This window comes from Kribbella sp. NPDC026611 (genome assembly GCF_040638345.1).
In the GTDB taxonomy this organism is placed as follows: Bacteria; Actinomycetota; Actinomycetes; order Propionibacteriales; family Kribbellaceae; genus Kribbella.
Map to the genome: position 1 here is coordinate 238,020 of NZ_JBEZYC010000005.1, position 24,521 is coordinate 262,540.

At 68.7% G+C, this 24,521-nt stretch carries 26 protein-coding genes; 16 read left to right on the top strand and 10 right to left on the bottom strand.

Annotation, left to right across the window (positions count from 1 at the left end; genetic code table 11):
* Positions 1 to 3: 3 nt before the first annotated feature.
* Positions 4 to 1,020 carry a LacI family DNA-binding transcriptional regulator gene (locus tag AB0E69_RS22750; protein ID WP_360149255.1) on the bottom strand — a complete coding sequence of 339 codons (1,017 nt, stop codon included), beginning with the start codon at positions 1,018 to 1,020 and terminating at the stop codon, positions 4 to 6.
* Between the two features lie 94 nt (positions 1,021 to 1,114).
* Here AB0E69_RS22750 and AB0E69_RS22755 point away from each other — a divergent pair, with 94 nt between their 5' ends.
* Positions 1,115 to 1,690 (top strand): histidine phosphatase family protein, encoded by a 576-nt coding sequence (locus tag AB0E69_RS22755; protein WP_360149258.1) that lies wholly within the window; start codon positions 1,115 to 1,117, stop codon positions 1,688 to 1,690.
* A gap of 1,287 nt (positions 1,691 to 2,977) precedes the next feature.
* Here the strand turns inward: AB0E69_RS22755 and AB0E69_RS22760 are convergent.
* Positions 2,978 to 3,934 carry a hypothetical protein gene (locus AB0E69_RS22760; RefSeq protein WP_360149261.1) on the bottom strand — a complete coding sequence of 319 codons (957 nt, stop codon included), beginning with the start codon at positions 3,932 to 3,934 and terminating at the stop codon, positions 2,978 to 2,980.
* Between the two features lie 115 nt (positions 3,935 to 4,049).
* Here AB0E69_RS22760 and AB0E69_RS22765 point away from each other — a divergent pair, with 115 nt between their 5' ends.
* Positions 4,050 to 4,613: an alpha/beta hydrolase gene (locus tag AB0E69_RS22765; RefSeq protein WP_360149264.1), complete on the top strand. Its 564-nt coding sequence runs from the start codon at positions 4,050 to 4,052 to the stop codon at positions 4,611 to 4,613.
* A 6-nt stretch (positions 4,614 to 4,619) separates the two neighbouring features.
* On the opposite strand, the gene AB0E69_RS22770 is transcribed toward AB0E69_RS22765, so the two are convergent.
* Positions 4,620 to 5,177 carry a TetR/AcrR family transcriptional regulator gene (locus tag AB0E69_RS22770; RefSeq protein ID WP_360149267.1) on the bottom strand — a complete coding sequence of 186 codons (558 nt, stop codon included), beginning with the start codon at positions 5,175 to 5,177 and terminating at the stop codon, positions 4,620 to 4,622.
* A gap of 89 nt (positions 5,178 to 5,266) precedes the next feature.
* Between AB0E69_RS22770 and AB0E69_RS22775 the strand changes: the two genes are divergently transcribed.
* Positions 5,267 to 5,668, top strand: a complete 402-nt coding sequence (locus AB0E69_RS22775) for a DUF4267 domain-containing protein (RefSeq protein WP_360149270.1) — start codon at positions 5,267 to 5,269, stop codon at positions 5,666 to 5,668.
* Here the strand turns inward: AB0E69_RS22775 and AB0E69_RS22780 are convergent.
* Together AB0E69_RS22780 and AB0E69_RS22785 are read right to left on the bottom strand one after the other, a co-directional pair.
* The gene (locus AB0E69_RS22780; protein WP_360149273.1) at positions 5,650 to 6,414 is read right to left on the bottom strand and encodes a GNAT family N-acetyltransferase; all 765 of its coding nucleotides are present in this window, start codon (positions 6,412 to 6,414) and stop codon (positions 5,650 to 5,652) included. The two genes, AB0E69_RS22775 and AB0E69_RS22780, sit on opposite strands and share 19 nt — an antisense overlap.
* A 16-nt stretch (positions 6,415 to 6,430) precedes the next feature.
* Positions 6,431 to 7,240 carry an NAD(P)H-binding protein gene (locus AB0E69_RS22785; protein WP_360149276.1) on the bottom strand — a complete coding sequence of 270 codons (810 nt, stop codon included), beginning with the start codon at positions 7,238 to 7,240 and terminating at the stop codon, positions 6,431 to 6,433.
* An 86-nt stretch (positions 7,241 to 7,326) separates the two neighbouring features.
* On the opposite strand from AB0E69_RS22785, the gene AB0E69_RS22790 reads away from it, so the two are divergent.
* A complete protein-coding gene (locus AB0E69_RS22790) occupies positions 7,327 to 8,001 on the top strand; it encodes a helix-turn-helix domain-containing protein (RefSeq protein WP_360149279.1) in 675 nt (224 codons plus the stop codon).
* On the opposite strand, the gene AB0E69_RS22795 is transcribed toward AB0E69_RS22790, so the two are convergent.
* Positions 7,998 to 8,396, bottom strand: a complete 399-nt coding sequence (locus tag AB0E69_RS22795) for an NUDIX domain-containing protein (protein WP_360149282.1) — start codon at positions 8,394 to 8,396, stop codon at positions 7,998 to 8,000. The genes AB0E69_RS22790 and AB0E69_RS22795 overlap by 4 nt on opposite strands.
* A 104-nt stretch (positions 8,397 to 8,500) precedes the next feature.
* On the opposite strand from AB0E69_RS22795, the gene AB0E69_RS22800 reads away from it, so the two are divergent.
* The 7 genes from AB0E69_RS22800 to AB0E69_RS22830 all read left to right on the top strand — a co-directional run bounded on the left by AB0E69_RS22800 (position 8,501) and on the right by AB0E69_RS22830 (position 14,655).
* On the top strand, positions 8,501 to 9,385 hold the full coding sequence (locus AB0E69_RS22800; RefSeq protein ID WP_360149285.1) for a PHP domain-containing protein: 885 nt from the start codon (positions 8,501 to 8,503) through the stop codon (positions 9,383 to 9,385).
* The gene (locus tag AB0E69_RS22805) at positions 9,382 to 10,014 is read left to right on the top strand and encodes a MarC family protein (protein WP_360149288.1); all 633 of its coding nucleotides are present in this window, start codon (positions 9,382 to 9,384) and stop codon (positions 10,012 to 10,014) included. Before AB0E69_RS22800 ends, AB0E69_RS22805 begins: the two co-directional genes overlap by 4 nt.
* Positions 10,015 to 10,027: 13 nt before the next feature.
* The gene (locus AB0E69_RS22810) at positions 10,028 to 10,897 is read left to right on the top strand and encodes a PD-(D/E)XK nuclease family protein (protein WP_360149291.1); all 870 of its coding nucleotides are present in this window, start codon (positions 10,028 to 10,030) and stop codon (positions 10,895 to 10,897) included.
* Between the two features lie 97 nt (positions 10,898 to 10,994).
* A complete protein-coding gene (locus AB0E69_RS22815; RefSeq protein WP_360149294.1) occupies positions 10,995 to 11,834 on the top strand; it encodes an alpha/beta hydrolase in 840 nt (279 codons plus the stop codon).
* 262 nt (positions 11,835 to 12,096) lie between these two features.
* Positions 12,097 to 12,894 carry an ABC-2 family transporter protein gene (locus AB0E69_RS22820; protein WP_360149297.1) on the top strand — a complete coding sequence of 266 codons (798 nt, stop codon included), beginning with the start codon at positions 12,097 to 12,099 and terminating at the stop codon, positions 12,892 to 12,894.
* Positions 12,887 to 13,702 (top strand): ABC transporter permease, encoded by an 816-nt coding sequence (locus AB0E69_RS22825; RefSeq protein WP_360149300.1) that lies wholly within the window; start codon positions 12,887 to 12,889, stop codon positions 13,700 to 13,702. Before AB0E69_RS22820 ends, AB0E69_RS22825 begins: the two co-directional genes overlap by 8 nt.
* A 2-nt stretch (positions 13,703 to 13,704) precedes the next feature.
* Positions 13,705 to 14,655 (top strand): ATP-binding cassette domain-containing protein, encoded by a 951-nt coding sequence (locus AB0E69_RS22830; protein WP_360149303.1) that lies wholly within the window; start codon positions 13,705 to 13,707, stop codon positions 14,653 to 14,655.
* On the opposite strand, the gene AB0E69_RS22835 is transcribed toward AB0E69_RS22830, so the two are convergent.
* Positions 14,652 to 14,966 carry a hypothetical protein gene (locus AB0E69_RS22835; protein WP_360149306.1) on the bottom strand — a complete coding sequence of 105 codons (315 nt, stop codon included), beginning with the start codon at positions 14,964 to 14,966 and terminating at the stop codon, positions 14,652 to 14,654. The two genes, AB0E69_RS22830 and AB0E69_RS22835, sit on opposite strands and share 4 nt — an antisense overlap.
* On the bottom strand, positions 14,963 to 15,775 hold the full coding sequence (locus tag AB0E69_RS22840; protein ID WP_360149309.1) for a hypothetical protein: 813 nt from the start codon (positions 15,773 to 15,775) through the stop codon (positions 14,963 to 14,965). The genes AB0E69_RS22835 and AB0E69_RS22840 overlap by 4 nt, the downstream gene beginning before the upstream one ends.
* A gap of 179 nt (positions 15,776 to 15,954) precedes the next feature.
* On the opposite strand from AB0E69_RS22840, the gene AB0E69_RS22845 reads away from it, so the two are divergent.
* From AB0E69_RS22845 to AB0E69_RS22860, 4 genes are all read left to right on the top strand, one after another.
* Positions 15,955 to 16,476: a sigma-70 family RNA polymerase sigma factor gene (locus tag AB0E69_RS22845; protein ID WP_360149312.1), complete on the top strand. Its 522-nt coding sequence runs from the start codon at positions 15,955 to 15,957 to the stop codon at positions 16,474 to 16,476.
* Positions 16,473 to 17,525 (top strand): hypothetical protein, encoded by a 1,053-nt coding sequence (locus AB0E69_RS22850; protein ID WP_360149315.1) that lies wholly within the window; start codon positions 16,473 to 16,475, stop codon positions 17,523 to 17,525. The genes AB0E69_RS22845 and AB0E69_RS22850 overlap by 4 nt, the downstream gene beginning before the upstream one ends.
* Before the next feature lie 128 nt (positions 17,526 to 17,653).
* A complete protein-coding gene (locus AB0E69_RS22855) occupies positions 17,654 to 18,670 on the top strand; it encodes a hypothetical protein (RefSeq protein ID WP_360149318.1) in 1,017 nt (338 codons plus the stop codon).
* Positions 18,671 to 18,988: 318 nt separating this feature from the next.
* Positions 18,989 to 22,018, top strand: coding sequence for a DUF2961 domain-containing protein (locus AB0E69_RS22860; RefSeq protein ID WP_360149321.1), 3,030 nt, complete (start codon positions 18,989 to 18,991; stop codon positions 22,016 to 22,018).
* Here the strand turns inward: AB0E69_RS22860 and AB0E69_RS22865 are convergent.
* A complete protein-coding gene (locus tag AB0E69_RS22865) occupies positions 22,008 to 22,901 on the bottom strand; it encodes an alpha/beta hydrolase (protein WP_360149324.1) in 894 nt (297 codons plus the stop codon). The genes AB0E69_RS22860 and AB0E69_RS22865 overlap by 11 nt on opposite strands.
* Positions 22,902 to 22,963: 62 nt before the next feature.
* Between AB0E69_RS22865 and AB0E69_RS22870 the strand changes: the two genes are divergently transcribed.
* Entirely contained in the window at positions 22,964 to 23,713 is a 750-nt protein-coding gene (locus tag AB0E69_RS22870) for an AAA family ATPase (RefSeq protein WP_360149327.1), read from the top strand.
* Position 23,714: 1 nt separating this feature from the next.
* Here AB0E69_RS22870 and AB0E69_RS22875 read toward each other — a convergent pair whose 3' ends face one another.
* Positions 23,715 to 24,458, bottom strand: coding sequence for a DUF4349 domain-containing protein (locus AB0E69_RS22875; RefSeq protein ID WP_360149330.1), 744 nt, complete (start codon positions 24,456 to 24,458; stop codon positions 23,715 to 23,717).
* Between the last annotated feature and the right edge of the window lie 63 nt (positions 24,459 to 24,521).

Sequence of the window (24,521 nt, forward strand, 5' to 3'; positions counted from 1 at the left end):
TCCTCACTCGGTTCTTCCTTGCATCCCCCGGCTCGTGCCACAGCTGTCCCGTAGCACGAGTTGTGTCGCCAGTACGTCGTTCCGTGCGCGGGTCCGCTCCCCGGTCGCCCGCTCGTGCAACCGCTGCGCCGCCAACCGCCCGAGCTCGATCATCGGCTGCCGCACCGTGGTCAGCCCCGGCGTCACGTACCGCGCAGCCATTACGTCGTCCCACCCGGTCACGACGATCTCGTCCGGTACGTTCAAGGTGGACAACGCCGCCAGCGCCAACTCGTCGTTGGCACAGACGAGTCCGTCCGGCCTTTTCGTTGCTTTGAGCACCTTTTTGGCGACGGTGGCGCCGGCCTCCTCGGTAAGCGGCACTCGCTCCGGCTCGGGCGCTTTCAGGCCCTTCACCACGTGGGCTTTCACGAAACCGGCGTACCGCTCGGAGACGTCGTACGAACTTGCGGGGTCGCCAACGAAGAGGAGGTTGGTACGTCCGCTGTCGAGCAGTCTGGTGGTCAGTTCTTCCGCGCTGGTTGCGCTCTCGGTGCGGACGGAGTCGCAGCCGGTGAGGGGCGGATGGGCGATCAGGACCAGCGGTACGCCCGCCTTGCGCAGGTTCTGGATCGTTGGCAGGTCCAACGCGTTGCCGTGGACAACGATCCCGTCGACGCGGCCGGCCAGGTCGCGTACGCTCCGGCGGGGATCCGGGTTGCCGTGCGTGACCATGATGACGACGCTCTGCCCGCGCTCGCCGGCCCAGCGTTCGTACCCCATCAGCAGGTCCCCGTAGAAGGGACCGGCGAGGTCGGGCAGCACCAGACCGTGCGCTTCGTGCCGTTGTACGGCGAGACTCCGGGCGGCCCGCAGCGGTACGTAGTTGAGCTCCTGCGCCGCCTGGTCGACCCGCGCCTTCGCCTTCTCCGACACCGGCCCGGTCCCTTGCAGAACCCGCGAAACCGTCGCGATCGACAGTTTCGCCAAGGCCGCGACATCGTAGATCGTCGCCGGCCGGCCAGAGGTCCCGGATGCCACCGTACGTCGCTCCTGCCGTGGAAGTGGAAGCGCTTACAGTTTCGATACCCTGCCCTGGATCGTTCAAACGGTCAAGGGCTGGAATGATGCGACCGTGACCACTGACGAACGTAAGGACCGGCTCTTCCTGGTGCGCCACGGGGAAACCGAGTGGAGCAAGTCAGGCCGCCACACCTCCGTCACCGACCTCCCCCTCACCCCCGAAGGCGAACGCGTTGCCGCCGGCCTCCGCGCGCGCCTTGCCGGGGAGTCCTTCGACCTCGTCCTCACCTCACCGCGCCAACGCGCCCGCCGCACGGCGGAGCTGGCCGGCTACCCGGACGCGGAGGTCGACGACGACCTCGTCGAGTGGAACTACGGCGACTACGAAGGCGTCACGACCGCAGAAATCCGCCGTACTGTCCCCGGTTGGACAGTCTGGGACGATCCGGTACCCGGCGGCGAAACCCCTTCATCGGTGTCCACCCGGCTGGACCGCGTCGTCGCCCGCATCGCGGCGGTCCCTGGCGATGTGCTGGTCTTCGGCCACTCCCACGCCCTCCGCGCTCTGACCGCCCGCTGGCTGGAACTGGACGTCACCGAAGGCCGCCACTTCGTCCTCAACACAGCCACCCTCTCAACCCTCGGCTGGGAACGAGGCTCCCCCGCAATCCTCCACTGGAACAGCTAGTCGCCCCCACGCGAGCTCCGCGGTCACTCCGTCGTCGCTCCGCTCCTCCTACGCGACCACTACGCGCGCTCCCACCCACCCTCCGGCTTAGCGCCGGCCTGCTGCCAGCTACCGCTGGCGGGTTCGCGGCTAGCGCCGCGGGGTTGCGAGCTGCCGCTCGCGGGGTGACTACCCCGGGTGGGCGTACTACTCGTCGTACTGCTGGTGAGTGGTGTAGGTGGTTAACCCAGCGCGGTGCTACGCGCGGCTCCTTCGTCGCCGTGCTACGCGCCGCCCCACCCACCCTGTTTGTTCGGGGCGGGCGCCCCGGTGTTCCCGGGCGAGTGCCGGGGTTCGCTCGCTGCGCTCGCAGTTGCGAGCTGCCGCTCGCGGGTGACTACCCCGGGTGGGCGTACTACTCGTCGTACTGCTGGTGAGTGGTGCAGGTGGTTAACCCAGCGCGGTGCTACGCGCGGCTCCTTCGTCGCCGTGCTCCGTGCCGCCCCACCCACCCTGTTTTGTTCGGGGCTGGCGCCCCGATATTCCCGGCGAGTGCCGGGGGGAGGGCTCGCTGCGCTCGCGGGTGGTTACCCCGGGGCGGCGCGGTGCTCGTCGTACTGCTGGTGAGGGGTGGACGCGGCCAACTGCCATCCGCTGCCCCGCGCCGGCTCCATCTCCGGAAGAAAAGTGTCACCACACGGCACTTTTGTTCCGGAGATCTCATCTGGCTGGGCAGGTGGGGGAGCAGGGGCGGTGGTGAGGCTGGGTTGGGTGCGGCGGAGTACGTGGAGGACCTGGGCTGCTGCGCGCAGCTCCTTCGTCGCCGTGCTGCGCGCCGCCCCACCCACCCGTTGTTCGGGGGCGAGTGCCCCGGTGCACCCGGCTGGCGCCTGGGGGTTCGCTCGCTGCGCTCGCGGGTTCGCGGCTACCGCCGCGGAGTTGCTCGCTACGCTCGCGGTGACTACGCGGGTCGGCGCACTACTCGTCGTGCTGCTGGTGGGTGGTGCAGGTGGTTAACCCGTCGCGGTGCTACGGGCGGCCCCACCCACCCATCTGTTCGGGGCGGGCGCCCCGGTGTTCCCGGCGAGTGCCGGAGTTCGCTCGCTGCGCTCGCGGAGTTGCGAGCTGCCGCTCGCGGGTGACTACCCCGGGCTGGCGCACTACTCGTCGAACTGCTGGTGAGGGGTGGTGGTTGTGAGGGGTGGGCGCGGCCAACTGCCTCCGCTGCCTCCGCTGCCTCCGCTGCCTCCGCTGCCCCCGATCTCCGGAAGAAAAGGGTCACCACATGGCACTTTTGTTCCGGAGATGTCAGGTGGCTGGGCAGGTGGGGGAGCACCGGCGGGTGGTGAGGGTGGGTTGGGTGCGGCGGAGTACGTGGAGGACCTGGGCTGCTGCGGTGCAGGGGTGGGTGGTGATGTCGAGCCAGCCGTAGCGGAGGGTTGATTCGGTGCGGAGGGTGGCTCGGTTGTCTCGGGTTAGGTCTCGGCGGCGGTGGTGTGGGTCGAGGTGGAGGCGTCCGTCGAGCTCGACCACCAGGCCGAAGTCGGCGTAGAAGACGTCGGTGAATTCTCGTTCGACCGCGCGCTGGCGGATGCCGCGTGGAAGGGCGTGCCGGCGCTCTACGTCTCGGAGGTAGCGGAGCTCGAGCAGTGAGTGCGATCCCGCCGCGACGTCGGCCAGGATCGGGTGTAACGACCGGCGGTGGCGCAGTCTTGGGCGGGTGTGTAGGGCGTCGAGGATGCCTTCGGGGTGGACTCGGCCGCTCTGGCAGGCCTCGGCGATGATCGCGGCGCCTTGTTCGAGGGATCGGGAGGTGCCGACGATGTCGAGTACGGCGTGCTCCGGAGTACGTCGTGGTGGCGCGACCGTGGCGAGGCGGTCGGCCCAGCGTTCGTCGCGGTGTACGACGAGGTTCGGGCGGGGCTGGACCCTGCGTCGTTCTGGGATCACCACGTGGACGAGGCGTCGCGCGTCAGGCTTGATCAGGCCGAGTTGTTCCGCGGCGGTGTGGTGACTCCACGCGGCCTCGGGTCCGGCGTACAGCAGCGCGGCCAGCAGGTGTTCGTCGTACCCGATCGGGCCGGTGTGCGTTGCGTACACCCCGGGATGCACCCGCTGCCAACGCCGATCCCGCAGCGGGCGACGGACCTGCGCCGCTGACCAGCCGCCGGCGAGCAACTGCGAGCGCGCGACGATCCGGCCCTGATCCCGAATGAGCGCCTCGAGCCCGATCTCCCCGAGTCGCCGCCACCACCACCAATCCATCCACCCCACGATCCCGCATCGCGCCCACTTCCCGCTCGCCCCCTGTGGACAACCCGATCTCCGGAGCTTTTGTGCCACCAGGCGGCTCTTTTCTTCCGGAGATTAAGGTCGGCGCATGAGTTCACGTGAGGCGATAGTCCTACCTGGTGGGCAGTTCGGCCCGTTCGCGCCCTTGTTGATGTTCGCCGGAGACGCAGCCGAGCGGCGCGAGGCAGCCGTGACGCGGGTCTGGTGGGACGACTACGACCGCCCGCTGACCCTCCAGCCCGAAGAGCGTGGGCCCTGGGTGGTGCAGCAGGTTGAGCGGGCAGTGCCTTCGTTGCGCTCGGTAGACAGGTCGGGGCAGGCGACTCTGCTCATCGGCAAGTCCCTCGGAACACACGCCGCGACGCTAGCCGCCGAGCTCGGCTTTCCCGCGATCTGGCTGACGCCCGTGCTGACCTCCGACTGGGTCGTCAGCGCCCTGCGCCAGTCCACCGCACCCTTTCTACTGGTGGGCGGGACCGCCGACGCCCTGTGGGAGCCAGAGATTGCGCGAGAGCTCACCCCGCACGTCCTGGAGATCGACGGCGCGGACCACGGAATGTACGTCCCGGGTCCCCTCGCCGCCTCGACCGCAGTACTCGGTCAGGTGGCAACCGCCGTCGAAGACTTCCTGGACAAGGCCGTCTGGCCCTGATCGCCGTCAGGCGCCCTTCGTGAGCGTGGCGAGTAGCAGGTCGACGCGGGCGAGTTTCGCGTCGGGGCGGAGGCGGGCGCTGTTTCCGAGCGATGCGAGGCCGTGCAGGGCGCTCCAGAAGACCTCGGTGAGCGTCTCGGAGTCGTCGGCGTACGGCGTGACCGAGGACCGGATCGCGTTGAACGCGTCCAACAGGGCGGGTGGGCTGTCCGCGCCCCCGAACACCAGGTCCGTACTGCGGATGAACATCGCCTCGTAGACAGCAGGGTGTTCTTCGGCGTACGCGAGGTACGCGCGGGCCAGACCGCGCAGGCCGTCGGACTCGAGGGCGTTGCTGAGCGCTTCCGCGAGCTCCGCGAAGCCTTCGAGGGCTACCGCGGTGGCGATCGCCTGCATGTTCTTGAAGTGGGAGTAGAGGACGGGCTGGCTGTAGTCGACCTGTTCCGCGAGGCGGCGGGTGGTGACGTGGTCCCAGCCATCGGACTCGGCGAGCATACGGGCGGTCCGGACGATCAGCTCGCGGCGCTCCTCGCGGGCTCGATCTCGGCGTGACTGGGTCGGCATGCTCCAACTCTAGCACTGCTAGACAATCTAGCAACGGCAATGCTAGCGTCGCTAGACAAGTTAGCAATGCTAGATTCGAGGAGATCGCGATGCGCCGGTTCACCACTGTTCTGACTGTTCTGCTCGGGCTGTTCCCGTTGACCTTCGGGGCCCGGTTCCTGATCGACCCGCACGGTGCGGCGCTGGGGTTCGGCGTCGATCCGGCCGGTACGGCGACTGCCTACCTCGCCGTGAAGGGGATCCGCGACATCGTCACCGGGCTCAACCTGCTCGCGCTGTTCGCGATGGGGCAGCGGCGCGCGACCGGCTTACTGATGGCGATCGCGGCGCTCATCCCGATCGTCGACATGACCGTCGTCCTGACGCACGACGGGTCCGCCGCGACAGCCTTCGGCGTCCACGGGCTCACCGCGCTCGTCGTCCTGTTCGATGCGGTGCTGCTGCTGCGCGAGCGGCGTACTGCGGAGGTTCCTCAGCCGGCCCACTCATAGAGCTCGATCGTGCACTTCTCGCGGAAGCCGAGGCGCTCGTACACCGGTTTACCGGCAGGAGACGAGCCCAGTACGCCGTACTCCGCGACGTCGGCCGCCTGCGTCAGAGCGGCGTGCGTGATCGCTGCACCGATGCCGCGGCGGCGGGCCTCGGGGACGGTCATCACGAAGTACACGCCGGCGACGCCGGTGGTCAAGAAGATCGTGGTGGTGGCGACGGGCTCGCCGTTCAACAAGCCGAGGTAGTGGCGCCATGGGTCGGCGAAGCCGAGCTTGCGGTAGACCGAGGCGACCCACCGCGCCTCGCGCTCACCTTCACCGAACCCGCGCCCGAGCGTCCGCTCCCACACAGCCAGCGCATCGTCGTCCGTCACCCGCACGATCTCCAGCCCCGGCACCGCGGCTGGAGAAACCAGGTGGGCGATCCGCACCGCCATCCCCGGCTCGGCTCCGCCGTCCGTGAACCCGGCCGCCAGCAGAGCCTGCACCAGTTCGTCGGATCGCATGGCCGGCCCCAGATGCCAAGTCCCGGGTACCTCGCGCCGCCGCAACACCTCCACAGACTCCGCCACCACCTCAACGCCAGACGCAGCAACCACTGCGTTGTGGTAGTCGATCGGGGAGCCGCCGATTGTCCAGCGGGCAGCTGAGTCGGAGCGTTGTTCGCCGTCGCCGGCTGTACCCATGGCCATCAGTAGGTCGGCCGCGTTGGACTCGATGGCTTGCGTCAGAGCGGCGTCGTCCATCGGTCCAGTGTCGCGATTATTGGAAGGCGGCGCGATGGGTTTCTGCCCAGGCGCGGAAGGTGCCGGCCGGCCGGCCGAGAACCTGCTCCACGTCGTGGGTCAGTGTCTTCTCACCGCCATTCCGGATCAGCTCGGCACCCCGTAGCGCCACCGACACAACAGCCTCGTCGAGCCCGGCGGCGCGGAGCTGCTCGGCGTACACCTTCAGCGGTACGTCGACTACCTCCAGCGACCGCCCCAGCACCTCCGACAGCACCGCGACCTGGTCCGGCACACTCAGCAGCTCCGGACCGGTCAGCGTGTAGGTCTGACCGTCGCGCTCGGACGACAACAACGCCGCCACCGCAACAGCGGCCACATCCTCCGGATCGATGAACGCATGCGCTCCATCCCCGGTCTGGTTGGGAATCTGACCGGCCCGCACCGCCGGCACCCACCGAAGCGTGTTCGACATGAAGCCACTCGGCCGCAAGATCGTCCACCCACCATCCCGCGACCGCACCGCCTCTTCCCCGACCGCATGCCACTCCGCCGGCAGCCCGGGGCCCGTCCCGATCGCCGACAGCTTCACGATCCTCCGCACCCCTGAAGCCGCCGCGACCATCGCAAGATCATGCTCCGCCACCCACGGCCCCGGGGCGGTCAACAGAAACACGGCATCTACCTCAGAAGTTGCCAAGCGCAACGATGCAACATCGCCAAAGTCGCCTCGCACGAACCCCTCACGCGCCGAGCGTGACATCCCGCGCACCGGGATGCCCTGGGCAACCAGTTGTCGCAGCACCGCACTACCGATCGTTCCCGAAGCACCAGTCACCAAAATCATGTCCCCACCCTGCGCGACCGGCCGCCGCCGGCGATAGGAACTTTCGGTACTACGGGTCACCCCACAACACCGTCTACCCTGGACCAATGCGACCCCACTGGGCGGCCGGCGTAACTCTCCGTCCACCCACCACCCCGATCACTGTCCTGGCCCCTGACCCGGCGACCACGGTCGTCTGGCGGATGACGCCACAGGGCGAGAGCGACGTACTGATCGCCGGGCCCCGCACCAAAGCGTCGTACCACCCCACCAAAGATCTCCCGGTCTGCGTGCGCCTGCGAATCCGCCCAGGCCTGGTACTGCGGGGAGCGCCCGCCGACGAACTGGTCGATCGCGTCGTACCGCTCGAAGACCTGATCGGCCCCAACGACCTCGCCGACCGGCTGACCACCTTCCGCGACCACCCGGAGGCCGCGGCCACCCTGCTGGGCAAGTACCTGGTCCCGATCCGCCAAGATCTGGTGGCCAAAGCAGCCCACGAGCTGACGGGAGCACGGACAGTAAGCCAGACCGCGACCAAGCTGGGAGTGAGCGAGCGCTACCTCCGCCGCGTCTTCCACCGGACCGTCGGCGTCTCACCCAAGCACTTCGCCCGCATCTCCCGCGTGCGCAGCGTGATCAACACCAGCAATCCGTGGTCGGAGGCCGCCGCCAAAGCGGGCTACACCGACCAGTCGCATCTGATCGCCGACTTCCGCGACCTGATGCGCGTAACCCCCACCGCCTTCGCAAAGAGCAAGGTCCCGCTCACCACCTGCTAGCCAGGGAGCGCGTTCCACTGCTCCAACGTCGAGACCAGCAAAGAAGCAGTCGGCAACGTCAAGAACTCCGACCGAGTCACGAACCGCGCGTCCGCCGCATCATCACCCGCCGTGAGCGACCCACCCACCGCCGTCGCCTCGTAGTCGCGGATCACATAGAGCTGCCCCGCAGGCCCCGGCCGCTCCACCTCTCCCACCAGCGGACCGACCTCGACCGCGAGCCCGGTCTCCTCGGCGACCTCTCGCGCGACGGCCGTCGGATCGGACTCGCCCGGCTCGACCCGGCCGCCAGGAATCGACCACAGTCCGCGTCCAGGCTCGTGAGCCCGCCGTACGACGAGCAGCCGGTGCTCGTCGTCGTACACCAGCGCCCCCACACACACCACCCGCTCCATGCCCCCGAAGAATAGACGTCCTGGGGACAAGTGCCAGAGGTCAAGGCTCATCGCCGCTAGCATCTTGGGTGACAGCAGCACCGTTGAAGGGATCCCACACACTCGTGCGCATCGACCTGCACACCCATTCGAACCGTTCGGACGGCACCGATCCGGTGCCTGTCCTGATGGCGCACGCCCAGCAGGCCGGCCTCGATGTGATTGCGCTCACCGATCACGACACCGCGGACGGCTGGGCCGACGGGCGACGGGCCGCGGAGGAGCTGGGGATCGGGTTCGTGCCGGGGATCGAGATCTCCTGCAAGCTCAGGGGGATCAGCGTCCACCTGCTCGCGTACCTGCCGGACCCGTCGTACGCCGAGCTCGCGGACGAGCTGCGGGTGATCCGCGACGGGCGCACCGACCGGATCCCGTCGATCGTCGCCCGGCTGAACGGCATCGGCGTACCGCTGACCGTCGACGAGGTGCTCGCCCAGGCGACCGGTACGCCGTCGGTCGGCCGGCCGCACGTCGCCGACGCCCTGGTCGCTAACGGCACCGTCGCGAACCGGAGCGAGGCGTTCGACAAGTACCTCGCCGACGGGCGCGCCGGCCATGTGTCGCACTACGCGATCGAGCCGGGTCGCGGGATCGACCTGGTCCGCGAGGCCGGCGGCGTACCGGTGATCGCGCACCCGTGGGGCCGGTCCAGCTACAAGGTGATGACCGAGGACACCATCGGCCGGCTGGTGCAGGACCACGGCCTGGCCGGGATCGAGGTCGACCACCAGGACCACTCGCCGGAGTCCCGCGAGGCGCTGCGGGCGATCGCACGCAACCTCGGCATCATCTTCACCGGCTCCAGCGACCACCACGGCGCCGGCAAGATCGACCACGACCTGGGCGTGAACGGCACCGAGCCCGAGCAGCTCGAGCGGCTGCTCGAGGTCGCGAAGACGAACGCCGCCGCCTCGGCCGACGCGCAGGTGCCCGAGGCCTACCTGCCGTGACCAGCGTCATCAATCCCGGGCTGCTCAGCGAGGTCATCGTCACGCTGTTCGTGATCATGGACCCGCCGGGCACCGTGCCGGTCTTCATCTCGCTGACCGCGGGGCAGTCCCGCGCGGTGCGGAAGAAGGCGGCCTGGCAGGCGGTGCTGGTCGCGTTCGGCGTGATCGTCGCGTTCGCGGCGTTCGGCCAGCAGATCCTGGCCCACCTCGGCATCACGCTGCCCGCGCTCCAGTGCGCGGGCGGTCTGCTGCTCCTGCTGATCGCGCTACAGCTGCTGACCGACACCGCCGAGGACCCGGTCCAGACCAAGAACGTGAACATCGCCTTCGTCCCGCTCGGTACGCCGCTGCTTGCCGGCCCGGGCGCGATCGTCGCCACGATGGTGTTCGTGCAACGCGCCAACGGGTCGCTGCCGGACGTGGTCGCGATCTCGGTCGGCATCATCGCGATCCACGTGGTGATGTGGCTGACGCTGCGGTTCTCCGGGATCATCATGCGGATCCTGGGTGAGAACGGCGTACTGCTCGTCACCCGGATCGCCGGTCTGCTGCTGAGCGCCATCGCCGTCCAGCTGGTGGCCGACGCCGTCACCGCCTTCATTGAGCAACACAGCATCAAGGCGGGTTGACGTGCTGCCGGGGATGCCGACGCGGCTGTTCGTCGCGACGCCGACCAAGCTGCTGAACTTCGCGGACTGCAAGCGGAAGTACCGGTACACCTACCTCGAGACACCCCGGCCGCCCAAGGGACCGCCGTGGGCGCACAACACGGTCGGCGCGATCGTCCACGAAGTACTCGCGGACTTCTTCGGCCGCTGGCCGGCGGAGCGCCGTACGCCGGACCAGGTCGTCGCCAAGATGCGGTCGAGCTGGCGCAGCGAGGGGTTCCGGGACGAGCAGCAGTCGCTCGACTGGCGGGAGCGGTCGACCGAGATGGTGATCGGGTACCTGCGGGACACCGATCCGTACTACGAACCTCGCGGCGTCGAGCGGACGGTCGCCTTCACCACCGAGCGGGCCTCGCTGCGCGGTCGCGTCGACCGGATCGACGAGCGTCCCGCGCGCGACGGGAGCGGCGGGACCGAGCTCGCGATCGTCGACTACAAGACCGGACGCCGGCCGCTGACCTCGACCGACGCGCGGTCCTCGCTCGCGATGGCGCTCTATGTCCTCGGCGCCCGGAGGGTGCTGCGCAAGCCGTGCACCCGCGTCGAGCTCCATCACCTGCCGACCAACACGGTCGCGGCGGCCGATCACGACGACGAGTCGCTCGCCCGGCATCAGGGCCGCGCCGAATCGATGGCCGACGACGCAGCCGCCGCCGAGGCACGCTGGCGCGAGGGCCTCACCCCGGCCGAGGCGGACGAAGCCTTCCCACCGGAGCCGTCCGCGCTCTGCGGCTGGTGCGACTTCGCCCGAATCTGCCCCCAAGGCCGCCGCGAATCCCCACCCCGCGACCCCTGGGCAGGCCTCGACGACCCAACCCCCATCCCCCTCGAAGACGTGAGCTGACCGACGGGCTTCCACTGACGCCACATCTCAGCGCTGTGTGCGTGGGGTGCCAGCGGGGGTCTGCACAGTGAGGGTGAAGAGAGAGGGGTTTCACCTGATGGGTGCGAAGACTGTGAACAAGCTGGCGGTGCCGGGCGCGACCCTGCACTACGAGGTCACCGGCTCGGGGCCGATGCTGCTGCTGATCGCCGGCGGCGGGACGGACGCAGGCGTGTTCGACGGGATCGTCGGGCCGCTCGCCGCGGACTACACCGTCGTCACCTACGACCCGCGCGGCAACTCGCGCAGCCCGTACGTCGGAGCGCCGGCGGATGAGCGGGTCGACCAGGCGGCCGACGACGCGCTGGCGCTGATCGACGTGGTGTCGCCGCACGAGCCGGCATACGTGCTCGGCAGCAGCTCGGGCGCGATCACCGGCCTCGAGCTGATCACCCGGTACCCGGACCGGGTCCGGATGCTCGTCGCGCACGAGCCACCGTGCACCGAAGTACTGCCGGACGCGGCCGACGCGCGGGCGTTCTTCCAGGAGGTCTACGACACGTACCTCAAGGAGGGCGTGGCCGCGGCCGACGCGGTCTTCATGACCGGCATCGGGGCGCACGACGACTCGATGCCGCAGCTCGAGGACCTGCTGCCGGAGTACCGCGAACCAGCCGAGCGGATGCAGGCGAACGCACCCATCTTCTACGCGCACAAGCTGTTGCCGTTCACCCGATACCAGCCAGACCTGGAGGCGCTGAAGAAGGTTGCCGACCGCATCGTTCCGGCGGCCGGGACCGACTCGCTGGACAACCTGCCGGGGCGGCCGATCCAGTACCTCAGCGCCGAGCTCGGCTGGCCGGTGGTCACCTTCCCGGGCGGGCACGGCGGGTACGCGAGCCACCCGGCGCCGTTCGCGACGCATCTGCACCAGGTGCTGTCGGCGCCTTCGCTGTAGGCGCCGGTCCGGCTTTCTAGGCACCGGTCCGGCGCGCGGGTCTGAGGGGTCCCGCGCGCCGGACCGGTTCGTTGTCTTGCGTTATTTGTCTTGCGCCGGCACGGCGACCGGCGTACTGTCACTTCCCCTTGACAATCGGCGTGGTTCCGCCATGCCGTCACAGTGGTGTCCGAACCCCCCGGGTCTTCCTGATCCGGGGCAGTTCTGCGTGCCGCTGGACCTTCTCGGACATCACTCGGTGAGTGCTGAGAGGAGGTAGCAGATGGCGGTGTACTGGGCGATCGCGGTGCGGTCGTTCCGGCGGTTCTCGACGTACCGGATCGCGACCGCGTCCGGCGCGTTCACCAACACGGTGTTCGGGTTCATCCTGTGCGGGATCTATCTGACGCTGTGGCACGAGCGGCCCGGCCTCGGCGGGTACGACGTCTCCGACGCGCTCACGTTCGTCTGGCTGCAGCAGGGGCTGCTGATGCCGATCGGGATCTTCGGCGCGACCACGACGATCGAGCTCGGCGAGCGGGTCCGCAGCGGGGAGATCGCGGTGGACCTGTACCGGCCGACGTACCTGCCGCTGTGGTGGTTGTCGGTCGATCTCGGGCGGGCGCTGTTCCAGCTGGTCGTCCGTGGTGGGCTGCCGCTGCTGGTGGGTGCGATGGTGTTCGACCTTCGCTTTCCCTCCCGCGCGGTGGTGTGGGTCGCGGTCGCCGGTGGGCTGCTGCTGGCGATCCTGGTGAGCTTCGGGATCCGGTACCTGGTGGCGTTGTCCGGGTTCTGGATCACGGACACCCGCGGGATGGAGCAGTTGGCGCTGGTGCTGTCGACGTTCTTCTCCGGGACGATCCTGCCGCTGGTGGTGTTTCCGGGGTGGATCGGATCGTTCGCGCGCGCCACTCCGTGGGCCGCGACCATGCAGGTGCCGATCGACATCTGGCTCGGCCGGAATCCGGGCGGGATCGGTCCGGCGTTGCTGTTCCAGCTCGGCTGGATCGTGGTGCTGTTCCTGACCTGCCAGCTGGTGACGTCCGTGGCGACGCGAAAGGTGGTGATCCAGGGTGGTTGAGCGGCTGCTCCGGGCGCCTTCGCAGTACTGGATGCTGATCATGATGTGGGTGCGGTCGTCGATGGCGTACCCGGTGTCGTTCGTGCTGATGCTGTTCAGCTCGATGCTGGTCACGGTGATGGACTTCGTCGCGGTCGTGCTGATGTTCAGCCACATCTCGTCGTTCGGCGGGTTCTCGCTGCCGGAGATGGCGTTGCTCTACGCAACGGCTTCGATCACGCTCGGGATCGCGGACCTGTTCACCGGGTCGATCGAGCGGATCGGGGAGCGGATCCGGACCGGGACGTTCGACGCGTACCTGATCCGGCCGGTGCCGGCGTTCCTGCAGACGGCCGCGGACGGGTTCGCGTTGCGCCGGCTCGGACGGCCGACGCAGGCGCTGGTGGTGCTGGGGTTCGCGTTCAGCCGGCTGCACCTGGACTGGACGGTTGCCCGCGGCATCGTTCTGGTCGGGTCGATCCTGGCCGGGTCGGTGATCTTCGCGGCGATCTTCGTGCTGGGCGCGTCGTTCCAGTTCCTCGCGGTGGACTCGGCGGAGCTGGCCAACTCGTTCACGTACGGCGGGCAGACGTTGACGCAGTACCCGCTGGTGGTCTTCGGGCGGGAGATCGTGCGGGCCGTGACCTTCGTCGTACCGCTTGCCTTTGTCAACTATTACCCGGTGCTGTTCCTGCTCGGGAAGCCGGCGCCGCTGGGGTTGCCGTCCTGGATCGGTCTGCTGTCGCCGCTCGTTGCCGTCGTGATGGTGGCGCTGGCCGGGTTGGCGTGGCGCGGGGGTCTTCGTCGTTATCGGAGTACAGGGAGCTGATCGTGGCTGTTATCGAGCTGTCGGATGTGTCGCGGGCGTTCACCGTGCGGTCGCGGGTGGGGTGGCGGCGGACGCGGCGGGAGGTGCGGGCGGTCGACGGGCTGTCGTTCACCGTCGAGCCGGGGGAGGTGATGGGGTACATCGGGCCGAACGGGGCCGGCAAGTCGACGACGATCAAGATGCTGACCGGGATCCTGGTCCCGTCCGGCGGGTCGATCCGGGTGGCCGGGGTGGACCCTTCGCGGAGCCGGATGAAGCTGGCGCGGCGCATCGGGGTCGTCTTCGGGCAGCGGACGACGCTGTGGTGGGACCTGCCGTTGAAGGACTCGTTCGCGGTCCTGCAGAAGATGTACGGCGTACCGCTCGCGCGGCACCGGGAGAACCTCGCGACGTTCGTCGAGCTGCTGGACCTCGGCGACCTGCTGGATGTGCCCGTCCGGCAACTCTCATTGGGTCAACGCATGCGCGGCGACATCGCCGCTGCCCTGCTCCACGACCCCGAGATCGTCTACCTGGACGAGCCCACGATCGGCCTGGACGTGATCAGCAAGGCCCGGCTCCGCGAGTTCCTCGCCCAGATCAACGCCGACCGCCGTACCACGATCATCCTCACCACCCACGACCTCGACGACATCGAGGCGCTCTGCACCCGCGTCATGGTCATCGACCACGGCCACCAGATCTTCGACGGCACCCTCCCCGAACTGAAGGCCAGCCAGTCCGCCCCCCGCACCCTGGTAGTAGACCTGGCCACCTCCCTCCCACCCATCAACATCCCCGGCGCCACCGTGGTCAAGGTAGAGGGCCCGCGCCAGCACCTAACCTTCCCCACCACCACCAGCGCCGCCCCCCTCCTCTCCCAAATAGCCGCCAACTACCCCCTCCAAGACCTGACCCTCTCCGAACCCACCATCGAATCAGTAATAACCCAGCTCTACACCCCAACCCGCTAATCTCCGCGACTGCCGGCAGCCATGGAGAGCACATCGGCGAGTGGGATGGGCGAAGGATCAGCCCGCCAAACAGCCAAGACCTCGGCCTCCTCGACCTCGTCGACCTGCCCGACCCCGGCAGCGACCAGTCGCCGAGCCTCCGCAGTACCGATCTCTTCGTAGTCGAACTCGCGATCGATGTAGTAGTCGTTGCGCAAGGCATTGTTGTCATGAAACATCCCAGTGTCCGCAACAAACCCATACATCTTCTCGTGCAGCAGAGCGGCGATCCAGCGAGGCTCTCCCTCTTCGGTCACCAAATAGAGCTTCATCGGGCTCTCCCATCGTTCGCTCTGCGCTGCGGCTCAAGCTCTGCTGGAGGCCACGCCTGCTGGGCTTTCCGGCCTCCGGGTGATGCCTGTTCCAGTGCGTCACTGTAGTTGTTGACGACGACCGGACGACCACCGAGCGTAGCCAGTCTGTCGATTCCGGCCGGAGGTGCGAGCGTCGCCGACAAGTCGATGCACTGTTGCCGCGCTGCCAGCCGATCGGAGAGCGGCGCGCGCACATCTCGCTCGATCCAGTACCAACGCGTCATCAGGTCCTTGACCTTCGCCGACGCCGCGGAGTGGAACTGCACCTCGACCCGGTGGAACCCCGGTACGGCGAGGTAGGCGTGGATCCCCTTGTACCGGGAACCTTCGGCGTACGACTGCATCGCGAACGTCACTCTCCAGTCGACCTCTTCCAAGGCGTCGACCAGCCGCCGAGAGGTCTCCACGAGATCGTCAGGCCGAGCCGTCAGAGCCGTGTACCGCAGGACGTCGGTAGGGAGCGACCCCTTGCGCTTCTCCATCGCCTCATGAATCTTCCTGGCCAACGACTCCGGCGACTTCACCCGGCGGTCCAGGTGGTGCGGTACTGCTGTGGGCGGGAGCGAATTGAGGAAGTCCGTCGTGATTCGTGGTTCGACGGTCAGAGCGCGGTCGAGCATCTCGAGGCTCATTCGGGTTGCCTTCGCGCCGTACAACCGTGCGATGGCAGCCGCCGTACCCGCGCCGTCGGGCCACTCGAGCGGCCCGTGGGCGGTGAAGGCCTCGTAGAGGCTCGACGGCTCGGGTACGTCGGGTGCGGGCGGCATGTTTGCTCCCCAGATCGGTGGTACTTCGACGGTAGGGAGTTGGGTTTGGGCTGTGGGGTGGGTTTTGGGATCTGTGGATAAGTGGTTACGGAATGGGGCGGAGGGGTGACCTTGGGGGGTGGGGGTCGTTGAACTGCGGGTGGGAGCCAACCGAGAAGCGGATCGGGGGTAGTACAGGTATGCCGACGATGACGCGGGAGGTTGCTGCGGTGCGGGTCGGTGGGCCGCCTGCGGATGAGGCCGGGTTTGCCGAGTGGGTGCGGCCGCAGCTTGCCGCGATGGCTCGGTTGGCTGCGCGGCTCGCGGTGGGGGCGGATCGGGACGACATCGTGCAGGAGGCGCTGGCGCGGGCCTGGGGGAAGCGGGCGCAGTACGACGCCGACCGGGGTACTCCGTCCGGCTGGCTGCTCGCCATCACCGCCGACCAGGCGCGAAAGGCGGCTCGCAGGTTGCGGCCGTTCGGCGACCTGGACGAGGACACCGGACCCGTCTCGCGGCCGGACCTCGATGCGCGGATGGACGTCGACCACGCGCTGACGTCGTTGGCGGCACGGCAGCGGCTCGCCGTCGACTGCTACTACTTCGCCGACCTGTCGATCGCCGACACGGCCGCGGTCATGGGCTGCTCCGAGGGCACGGTCAAGTCCACGCTCTCCGACGCCCGCACCCGGCTCCGAACCCTCCTGGAGCTCACCGAATGAACCCGACGGACGAAGTTGACGACCTGCTGACGCGGGCGGGGGCTCGCTGGCGGGCGGATCAGGGACCGGCACCGGAGCCCGATCTCGACTACAGGAGCCGCCGGCCGCGCCGCTGGGTGCCCGCCCTGGTCGCGGCGAGTGTCGCGGTGATCGGCGCGGGCCTGCTGACCGTCCTCCCGAACCACGACAGTACGCCGAAGCCGGCCGTCGTGGCGCCGGCCGCAGCGACCCAACAACTTGCCCAGGACAACCAAGTCGCACCGGACAACGACGCGCTGCTGGTGAAGCCCGGGGACAAGGTCCGCGTGACCGGCAAGGTGATCGCCGCACCGGGCAAGACACCCGTCTACTGCCCGCAGCTGGTCGATCCACTGATCGGCTACGCGCCCGGCAAGGAGCCGGCGCCGACCTGCACCGACCAGTTCGCGATCAGACTCAACGGTGTGAACCTCGACGGTCTCACCGACCCCAAGGTCGTCAAGGGCGTCCGCACAGGCACCGCCACCCTCACCGGGATCTGGCACGACCACACCATCGACGTACAGCAGCAGTCTGCGCCGATCGCCCTGCCGCCCGTCAACCGCGCCGAGCCGAACTGCCCGGCACCCGTCGGCGGTTGGAAGCCCCGGCCGAGCAACATCAATTCGGCCGTGGTGACGAACTTCCTCGCCGCCCACGCCGACCAGATCGACGGCCCGATCCTCCGCTACCCCGACGGCTCCAGCCGCAACGCCCCGGTCGTCGTCATGATCGGCGTCGCCCACGGTGACCCGGCCGTGTTCCGGCAGGCGTTCGAGCAGGTGTACCACGGCAACCTCTGCATCGCCCCGGTCCTCCTCAGCCGCAACGACGCGGCACGGGTCACCGGCGCGGTCGGCGACCTGATGAGCCGCCGCGACCTCGGCATCATCTCGAGCGGCGGTCCCGGGTTGTACGGCGGACCCGCGAGCGTGGCCGTGGTGGTGTACACGCCCGAGCTGAAGACCGCCCTCGCCCCGATCGGCCTCGACCTGCTCCGGATCGAGGCGTCGGTCCGTCCCGTCAACTAGGCCGTGTCTGGCACGACCTAACCCAACGAGGCCATTCCACCCGGATCGAAACACCGGACACCCCTCCCAGCGCCGTGTCATCGTGTGTGTCATCAGCGAACGACAACCCGTGACACGGTGGGGGATTTGTGATCGCCAAACTCGTTGCCGCTGCTCTGCTTCTGACCGGCCTGACCGTTCCAGCTCACGCGACCACGCTCGCTTGTAGCGCCGAGATACTGCCGCCGGCCGAAGGCTCCCCGGCGAGCGGGTCGTCGTGGGTGAAGCACGGCGACGACACCGGGCAGTACCTGCTCGGCGAGGGCACGCACCCGAGCCCCAGTGGCGGGTACGCCAGTCGCCCGGTGCTGTGGACGGACGGCAAGCCGCAGTGGCTGGACCCGGAACCGGACTTCTGGAGCGAGGCGACCGACGTCAACAACTCCGGAACGGTGATCGGCCAGACCGGCAGCGCGGACGGCGGCAGGCACGCCTGGACCTGGGAGAACGGCTCGTACAAGGCCGTCCCGGTGCCGGACGGACTGGAAGATCCGACGCTGAGCGCCATCAACAATCGCGGTGACATCGTCGGCTACGCCTGGGACCCCACCGCCGAGATCTTCGTCTCGATGGTCTGGCCGGCAGGCAAGAGCCCGATCCAGCTGGCGGCGAAGGGCGACGCACTGGCCGGCGACATCAACGAGAAGGGTGTCGTGGTCGGCACCGTGCGCAGTACCACCGGTACCACCGGGACCACCGGGACCGCAGCCAGCGTCTGGCTCGACTGGCGCTCGCAGGCGAGCCCGCTGCCGAGCAAACTCGGGACGGACTCCCATGCCACCGAGATTCGCGGAAACTGGATCGGCGGCAAGGAACAGCTGGCGGACGGAACCTGGTCCGGACTCGTCTGGGACCTCTCGACCAAGACGGTCGAGTCCCGCCCAGCCGTGGTGAGCTCGGTCAACACCTCGGGTGACGCCGCGCTGGAGGCGACGATCGACAGTGGATCGGTGATCGTCAAGGCGGACGGGACCCGCGTCGACCTGCCGGCCTGGTCGAACATCTACCACCTGTTCGACCGCGGACAGCCGGTCTCCGCCGGCGGGTACGACGGCGACGCGAAGGCCATGATCTGGACCGGCTGCTTCCCACCTGACCACAGCTGATCCTTTCCACCGGCGTGAGAAGGATATCGATTTCCCTCAATCATCTGCGAGTCTCCTGACGGGTCCTACTTGTCCGCCCCGTCAGGAGACTCCCATGCGTCCGTTCGTCGCGGTCGTCGCTGCCGCCGTCCTTGCCGTACCGCTCACGGCGTCCCCCGATGTCCGAGCCGAGGCAGCAGCGCCCGCGGCCAAAGGCACCATTGGATGGGAGACCCTCCGGCAGCTCGACAAGCTGCCCTACCTCTCGCCGGGCGTCAGCACGCGGCAGTTCTCCAGCTTCGCCCGGGACGGGAGCAACAACGACGGCGGACCGTCGTCGTGCCTGCGGGAGACCGCGGCCGGCTGCATGATCGCCGAGGACTTCGGTCCGGTCAGGTCGACTCGATCTGGTCCACCAGGCTGCGCAACGGCGTACCGGATGTGTCCGACACCGGGACGATCAAGATCACGCTGGACGGGACCACGGTCGTCGACCGCTCGCTCAAGGACGTCACCGACGGCGGCCTCGGCGCGCCGTTCGTGCATCCGCTGGTGTCGAACGCGAGCCAGGCCGGCGGCGGGTTCCAGATCAAGGTGCCGATGCCGTACCGGCAGTCGATGCAGATCGTCGTCCAGCAGAACCCCTGGTTCTACCACGTGAACTACCGGCACTTCCCGGATGCCGTTGGCGTGCCAACGTTCTCGATGAGTGACCAGGCCAACGATGTCCTCGGCAAGCTTCGCGCCGCCGGTACGACGGACCCGAAGCCGGCCGCGCCGGGCGCGACCACCGGTTCGCAGACGCATGCCGTGGGCAACGGTGAAGAGGTTGCCTTCGGCACCGTCAGCGGCCCGGGTTCGATCAGCGCCTTGAAGCTGCGGTTCGTCGGCGCGACGCCGTCGGACGCCGTACTGGCCGGGCTACGGTTGCGGATCGCCTTCGACGGACGGACGACCGTCGACTCGCCGGTGGGGGAGTTCTTCGGGACCGGCCTCGGCGCGTACGCCGTCAACTCGCTGATGTTCGCGGCCGATCCGGCGGCCGGCGGCTGGTTCACGACCTGGTGGCCGATGCCGTACCGTTCGGCGGCGACCGTCTCGCTGGTCAACCAGAGCGGCGTCGCGATCGGCAGCGTCGAGGTGCAGGTCACCAGCGCGCCGGACGCCAAGTGGGCCACGGACCTGCTGCCCGGCGGCCCCGCGGCGTACTTCACTGCCGTCTCCAACCGCGGCCGTACGACATGGGGCGACGACTGGCAGTTCGCCGACCTCACCGGCCGCGGCAAGCTCGTCGGCATCGCGCAGACCATGTCGATCGGCCCTGAGTCGGGGACGAACCGCGAGTACCTCGAGGGCGACGAGCGGGTCTACATCGACGGCTCGATGACCCCGCAGCAGCACGGCACCGGCACAGAGGACTTCTACGAAGGCGGTTGGTATTTCGCCGGCGGGCCGTTCACCGCGGCCTTCACCGGCAACACCGCGCACGAGGTGGGCGCCGCCGGCTGCCCGCGCGAGTGCGATGCCGTCTACCGGCTGCTGCTCAACGAGTCGATGTCGTACGACTCGTCGTTCCGCTTCGGCATCGAGCACGGCCAGCAGGACGACTGGTTCGCCGACTACGGCTCGACCGCCTTCCTCTACACCCAACCGACCGTCAGCACCCACGAAACGGACGCGATCGACCTGGGCGACACGGCTGACCGCACGGCCCATGGGTACGCCGACAACGGCAGCGAATTGACCCTCACCAGCGTGGCCGAAGGCGACAACGACTACCTGCCGATCACCGACAAGGTCCGCACCGGCTCTGCGCCGATCACCTTCCACCTGACCATCGACGCCGCCAACCAAGGTGTCATCCTGCACCGCACGGCCGACCAGGCCGCCAAGGACCAGGAGGCAACAGTCTCGGTCGACGGTGTCGCAGTCGGCACCTGGCACCAGCAACTCGGCAACGGCACCATGCGCTGGCTCACAGACCAGTTCCCCCTCCCCGCTACGGCCACCGCGGGCAAATCCACCGTCACGGTCACCCTCACTCCAACCGCCTCCGCGCCACCCTGGACCGCCGCCCGCTACCTCGCTGCCAGCGTCGTCCCGCCGTACGCTCTTGCAGCCAACCAGGCCAAACCGTCTGGCTTGGCAACCACTCCCAGAGACCATTCCGTGCTGCTCAACTGGGGTCCGGTGCTGGGCGCGACGTCGTACCGGATCTACGCGGGACCGAGCGCTGACGTGCCGATCACCGCGGCGAACCTGCTGGGGAGTTCGGCGGTTCCGGCGTACCTGCACAAGGCGCTGCGAGGCGGGCAACAAAGGTTCTACAAGGTTGTCGCAGTGGACGCTGCGGGCAACGTGAGCCAGCCCTCGGACGCGATCCAGGCCGCCGCGAAGCACGCGACCGTGTCGGACGTCGACGGGAACGGGAAGGACGACGTGGTGACGTTCACCCGCGGCGATCAGGCCGGCGTGTACGTCGCGAAGTCGACCGGCACCCGCTTCGACGGCGACGGACAGCTCTGGCGCCCGTCATTTGCCTTTGGCAACGAGATCCCGTCCACCGGTGACTTCAACGGCGACGGCCGGGACGACATCATCACCTTCACCGGCGGCACCGCGCAGGAGGTGTGGGTCGCGCTGTCCAACGGCGTCGACGGCTACCTGCCGGCCACCCGTTGGCACACCCACTTCGCCCTCGACGGCGAGGTTCCGATGGTCGGCGACTTCAACGGCGACGGTCGCGACGACATCGTCACGTTCACCCGCGGAACCGCCGGAGACGTGTACGTCGCGCTCTCCGACGGCACGAAGTTCAACGGCGACGGTTGGTTGTGGCACGGCGACTTCGGGTTCGGAACCGAGGTCCAGGACGTCGGCGACTTCGACGGCGACGGCCGGGACGACATCGCCACCTTCACCCGCGGGAGCAGCGCGAGCGTGTACGTCGCGCTCTCCGACGGCAAGTCGTTCCTCGGCCGGGGCTGGAAGTGGCACGGGCACTTCGCCGTCGGCACCGAGACGCCGAACGTCGGCGACTACAACGGCGACGGGCGCGACGACATCGCGACCTTCACCGGGGGTACGGCCGGTGACGTGTACGTCGCCACGTCCACCGGCGGATCGTTCGCGGGAGACGGCGACCTGTGGCACAACTTCTTCGCGCCCAGCCCGGAGGTGCCCGGGTCGGGTGACTTCGACGGCGACGGGCTGTCCGACATCGTCACGTTCACCCGTGGCGCGCTCGCGGACGTGTACGTCGCGACCTCCGACGGACACGACTTCGTGCCGGACCCACAGGCGTTGCGCTGGCACGACCACTTCGCCGCCAACAGCGAGTGGCCGGCGCCGTCAGCCCTCAGGCCGTAGGTTTCGCTCCGGCACCGGGGAGGTTCTTGGCGTCGTGGAAGAAGTCGACGAGCAGGCGAGCGGTGGCAGCGGGCTGGTCGATGGCGGGGGAGTGCCCGGCGTCCGGGACCACCTCAGGCTCGACGCCGAGGGCCTCGGCCATCGCCCGCTGTACCTCGATCGGCCAGCCGTCGTCGGACTCGCCGTACAGCACCTGCGTGCGGACGCCGGTCTTGGCGAGCTGGTCGGTCTTGTCCTCGGAGTCGGTGAGCCGCCGGGTGATCTCGGACAGGCTGGCCGGCACGTTGCTGGTGAAGCGCTTCCGCAGCCACGCCGCCACGTCCTCCGGCGGAGCGACGTACCTCGGGGTCTTGCTGTCGTGGTCGAGCTTGAGGTCGTACACCTGCTCGATCGGCAGGTTGTCGAGCCCGAAGGCGAGCATCTGCAGACCCTGCAGCGTTTGCTCGTCGGTAAACGCGGCCGGCCCCGAGCAGAGCAGGGTGATGGTCGAGAACACCGACGGCTCGAGCAGCACGGCCTCTCGGGAGACCAGTCCGCCGAACGAGTGTCCGACGAGCTGGCTGTAGCCGCCGAGTGCCTTGCTCATCGCCACTACATCCGCGCCGAGCTCGGCCAGCGTGTACGCCGACCTGTCGTCCGTGCCTGGTGTCTCGTACTGCCCGCGCTGGTCAACGGCCACCGCACGCCAGCCGTAGCGGGCCAGGTGGTCGACGAGTGGGGTGAAGTCCTCTTTGCTGCCGGTCCAGCCCGGCACCAGCAGCACCGTGCCGACCGGGCGGCCGACGTCCGGAACCGCGGTCAGCGTGGCGAACGAGCCACGCTCGGTCTCGAGGGTCACGGGGCGCACCCCGTCGGGCAGCGTCAACGTGCGCGGCGTACTCACAAGTCAAGAGGGTAACCGCTCCACCTGGTCCAGGGGGATGAGCGGTGCGGCACAATGGCCGCGTGCCTCGCACACTCGCGGTTGCCAATCAGAAGGGCGGCGTGGCCAAGACGACCACCGTCGCAACGCTCGGCGCTGCCCTGGTCGAGCTGGGGCAGCGGGTGCTGCTCGTCGACGCGGACCCGCAGGCGTGCCTGACCTTCTCGGTCGGCGTCGACCCCGAGGACCTCGACAAGTCGATCCACCACGTGCTGCTCGGCGGGGTGAAGGCGCGGGACGTGCTGGTCGAGTTCGACGATGCGCCCGACCTCCTGCCTGCGACGATCGAGCTGGCGACCGCGGAGGTGCAGCTGGCCGGCGAGAGCGGTCCGGAGCAGGTACTGCGGACCGCGCTCCGCCCGCTGCGTTCGTCGTACGACTGGATCATCGTCGACTGCCCGCCGACGCTCGGACTGCTCACGGTGAACGGGCTGTCCGCGGCGTCCGACGTACTGATTCCCTTGCAGTGCGAGACGTTGGCGCACCGGGGCGTCGGGCAGCTGCTCGACACCGTGCACGACGTGCAGCGGCTGACCAACCCGAGTCTGCGGGTGCTGGGCGTGCTGCCGACGCTGTACGACGGGCGGACGACCCATGCCCGCGCGGTGCTCGAGACGATCGCGGAGACGTACCAGCTGGACGTGCTGGAGCCGGCGATCCCGAAGTCGATCCGGTTCGCGGAGGCGCCCGCGATCGGGGCGACGATCCTGAGCACCGCGCCGGCCTCCGCCGGGGCCAAGGCCTACCGGGCGTTGGCCGGCGCGCTGCTGTGAACTACTGACCGCTCGGCTCAGCGGTTGGTCTTGGCTGACGGCGCAGCCGGTGCCGGAACCGCCAGAGCGGTACGGCGATCAGCGCGAGCAGGATCAGGAACGGGAGAAGTGCGCCGAGCGCGGTCGCCAGCGCGGAGAAGACCGCGGTGAACGCCTTCCAGCCGTGTTTGAGGCCGGCGACGAAGCCGGTGTCGTCCTTCTGGACCGTGGTCACCGGTGGCTCGCCCCTCTTGCTCAGGGTCAACGTGAGCGTGGCGAGATCGGTCTGCAGGGAGAGGTTCTTCTGCTTGGCCAGGAGCGACTCGAGGTCGGACTCACGGCGGGTCAGCTCGCTCTCGACGGACACGATCTCGCCGACCGTGTTCGCCTTGCCCATCAGCGCCCGCATCCGGTCCAGGCTCGCGCGCTGGGACTCGATCCGGCTGGCCACGTCGACCACCTGTTCGGTGACGTCGCTGGATTCCTGATGGATCTGCAGCCGCTTGCCGAGCTCGGACAGCCGCTGGATCGCGGTGTCGAACGACTTCGTCGGGACCTTCAGTACCAGGTTCGCGGTGCTGATGTCGCCGTTCGGGTCGCCGCCGGTGTCCTCGGCCGAGACCTGCCCGTCGAGCCCATCGATCGCGGTGATCGCCTTGAGGCGAGCCGCCGACACATCCTCGACCTCGACCGTCAGCGACCCCGTCTTGATGATCGCCCGGGTGACAGTCGGCTGCTCCTGCCCCTTGACCGGCGCCTGAGGCACGCCACTGTTGCTCTTCGAGTCAGACTCACCTGCGCCCGCAGACTGCGCGGCCGGCACCTGCGC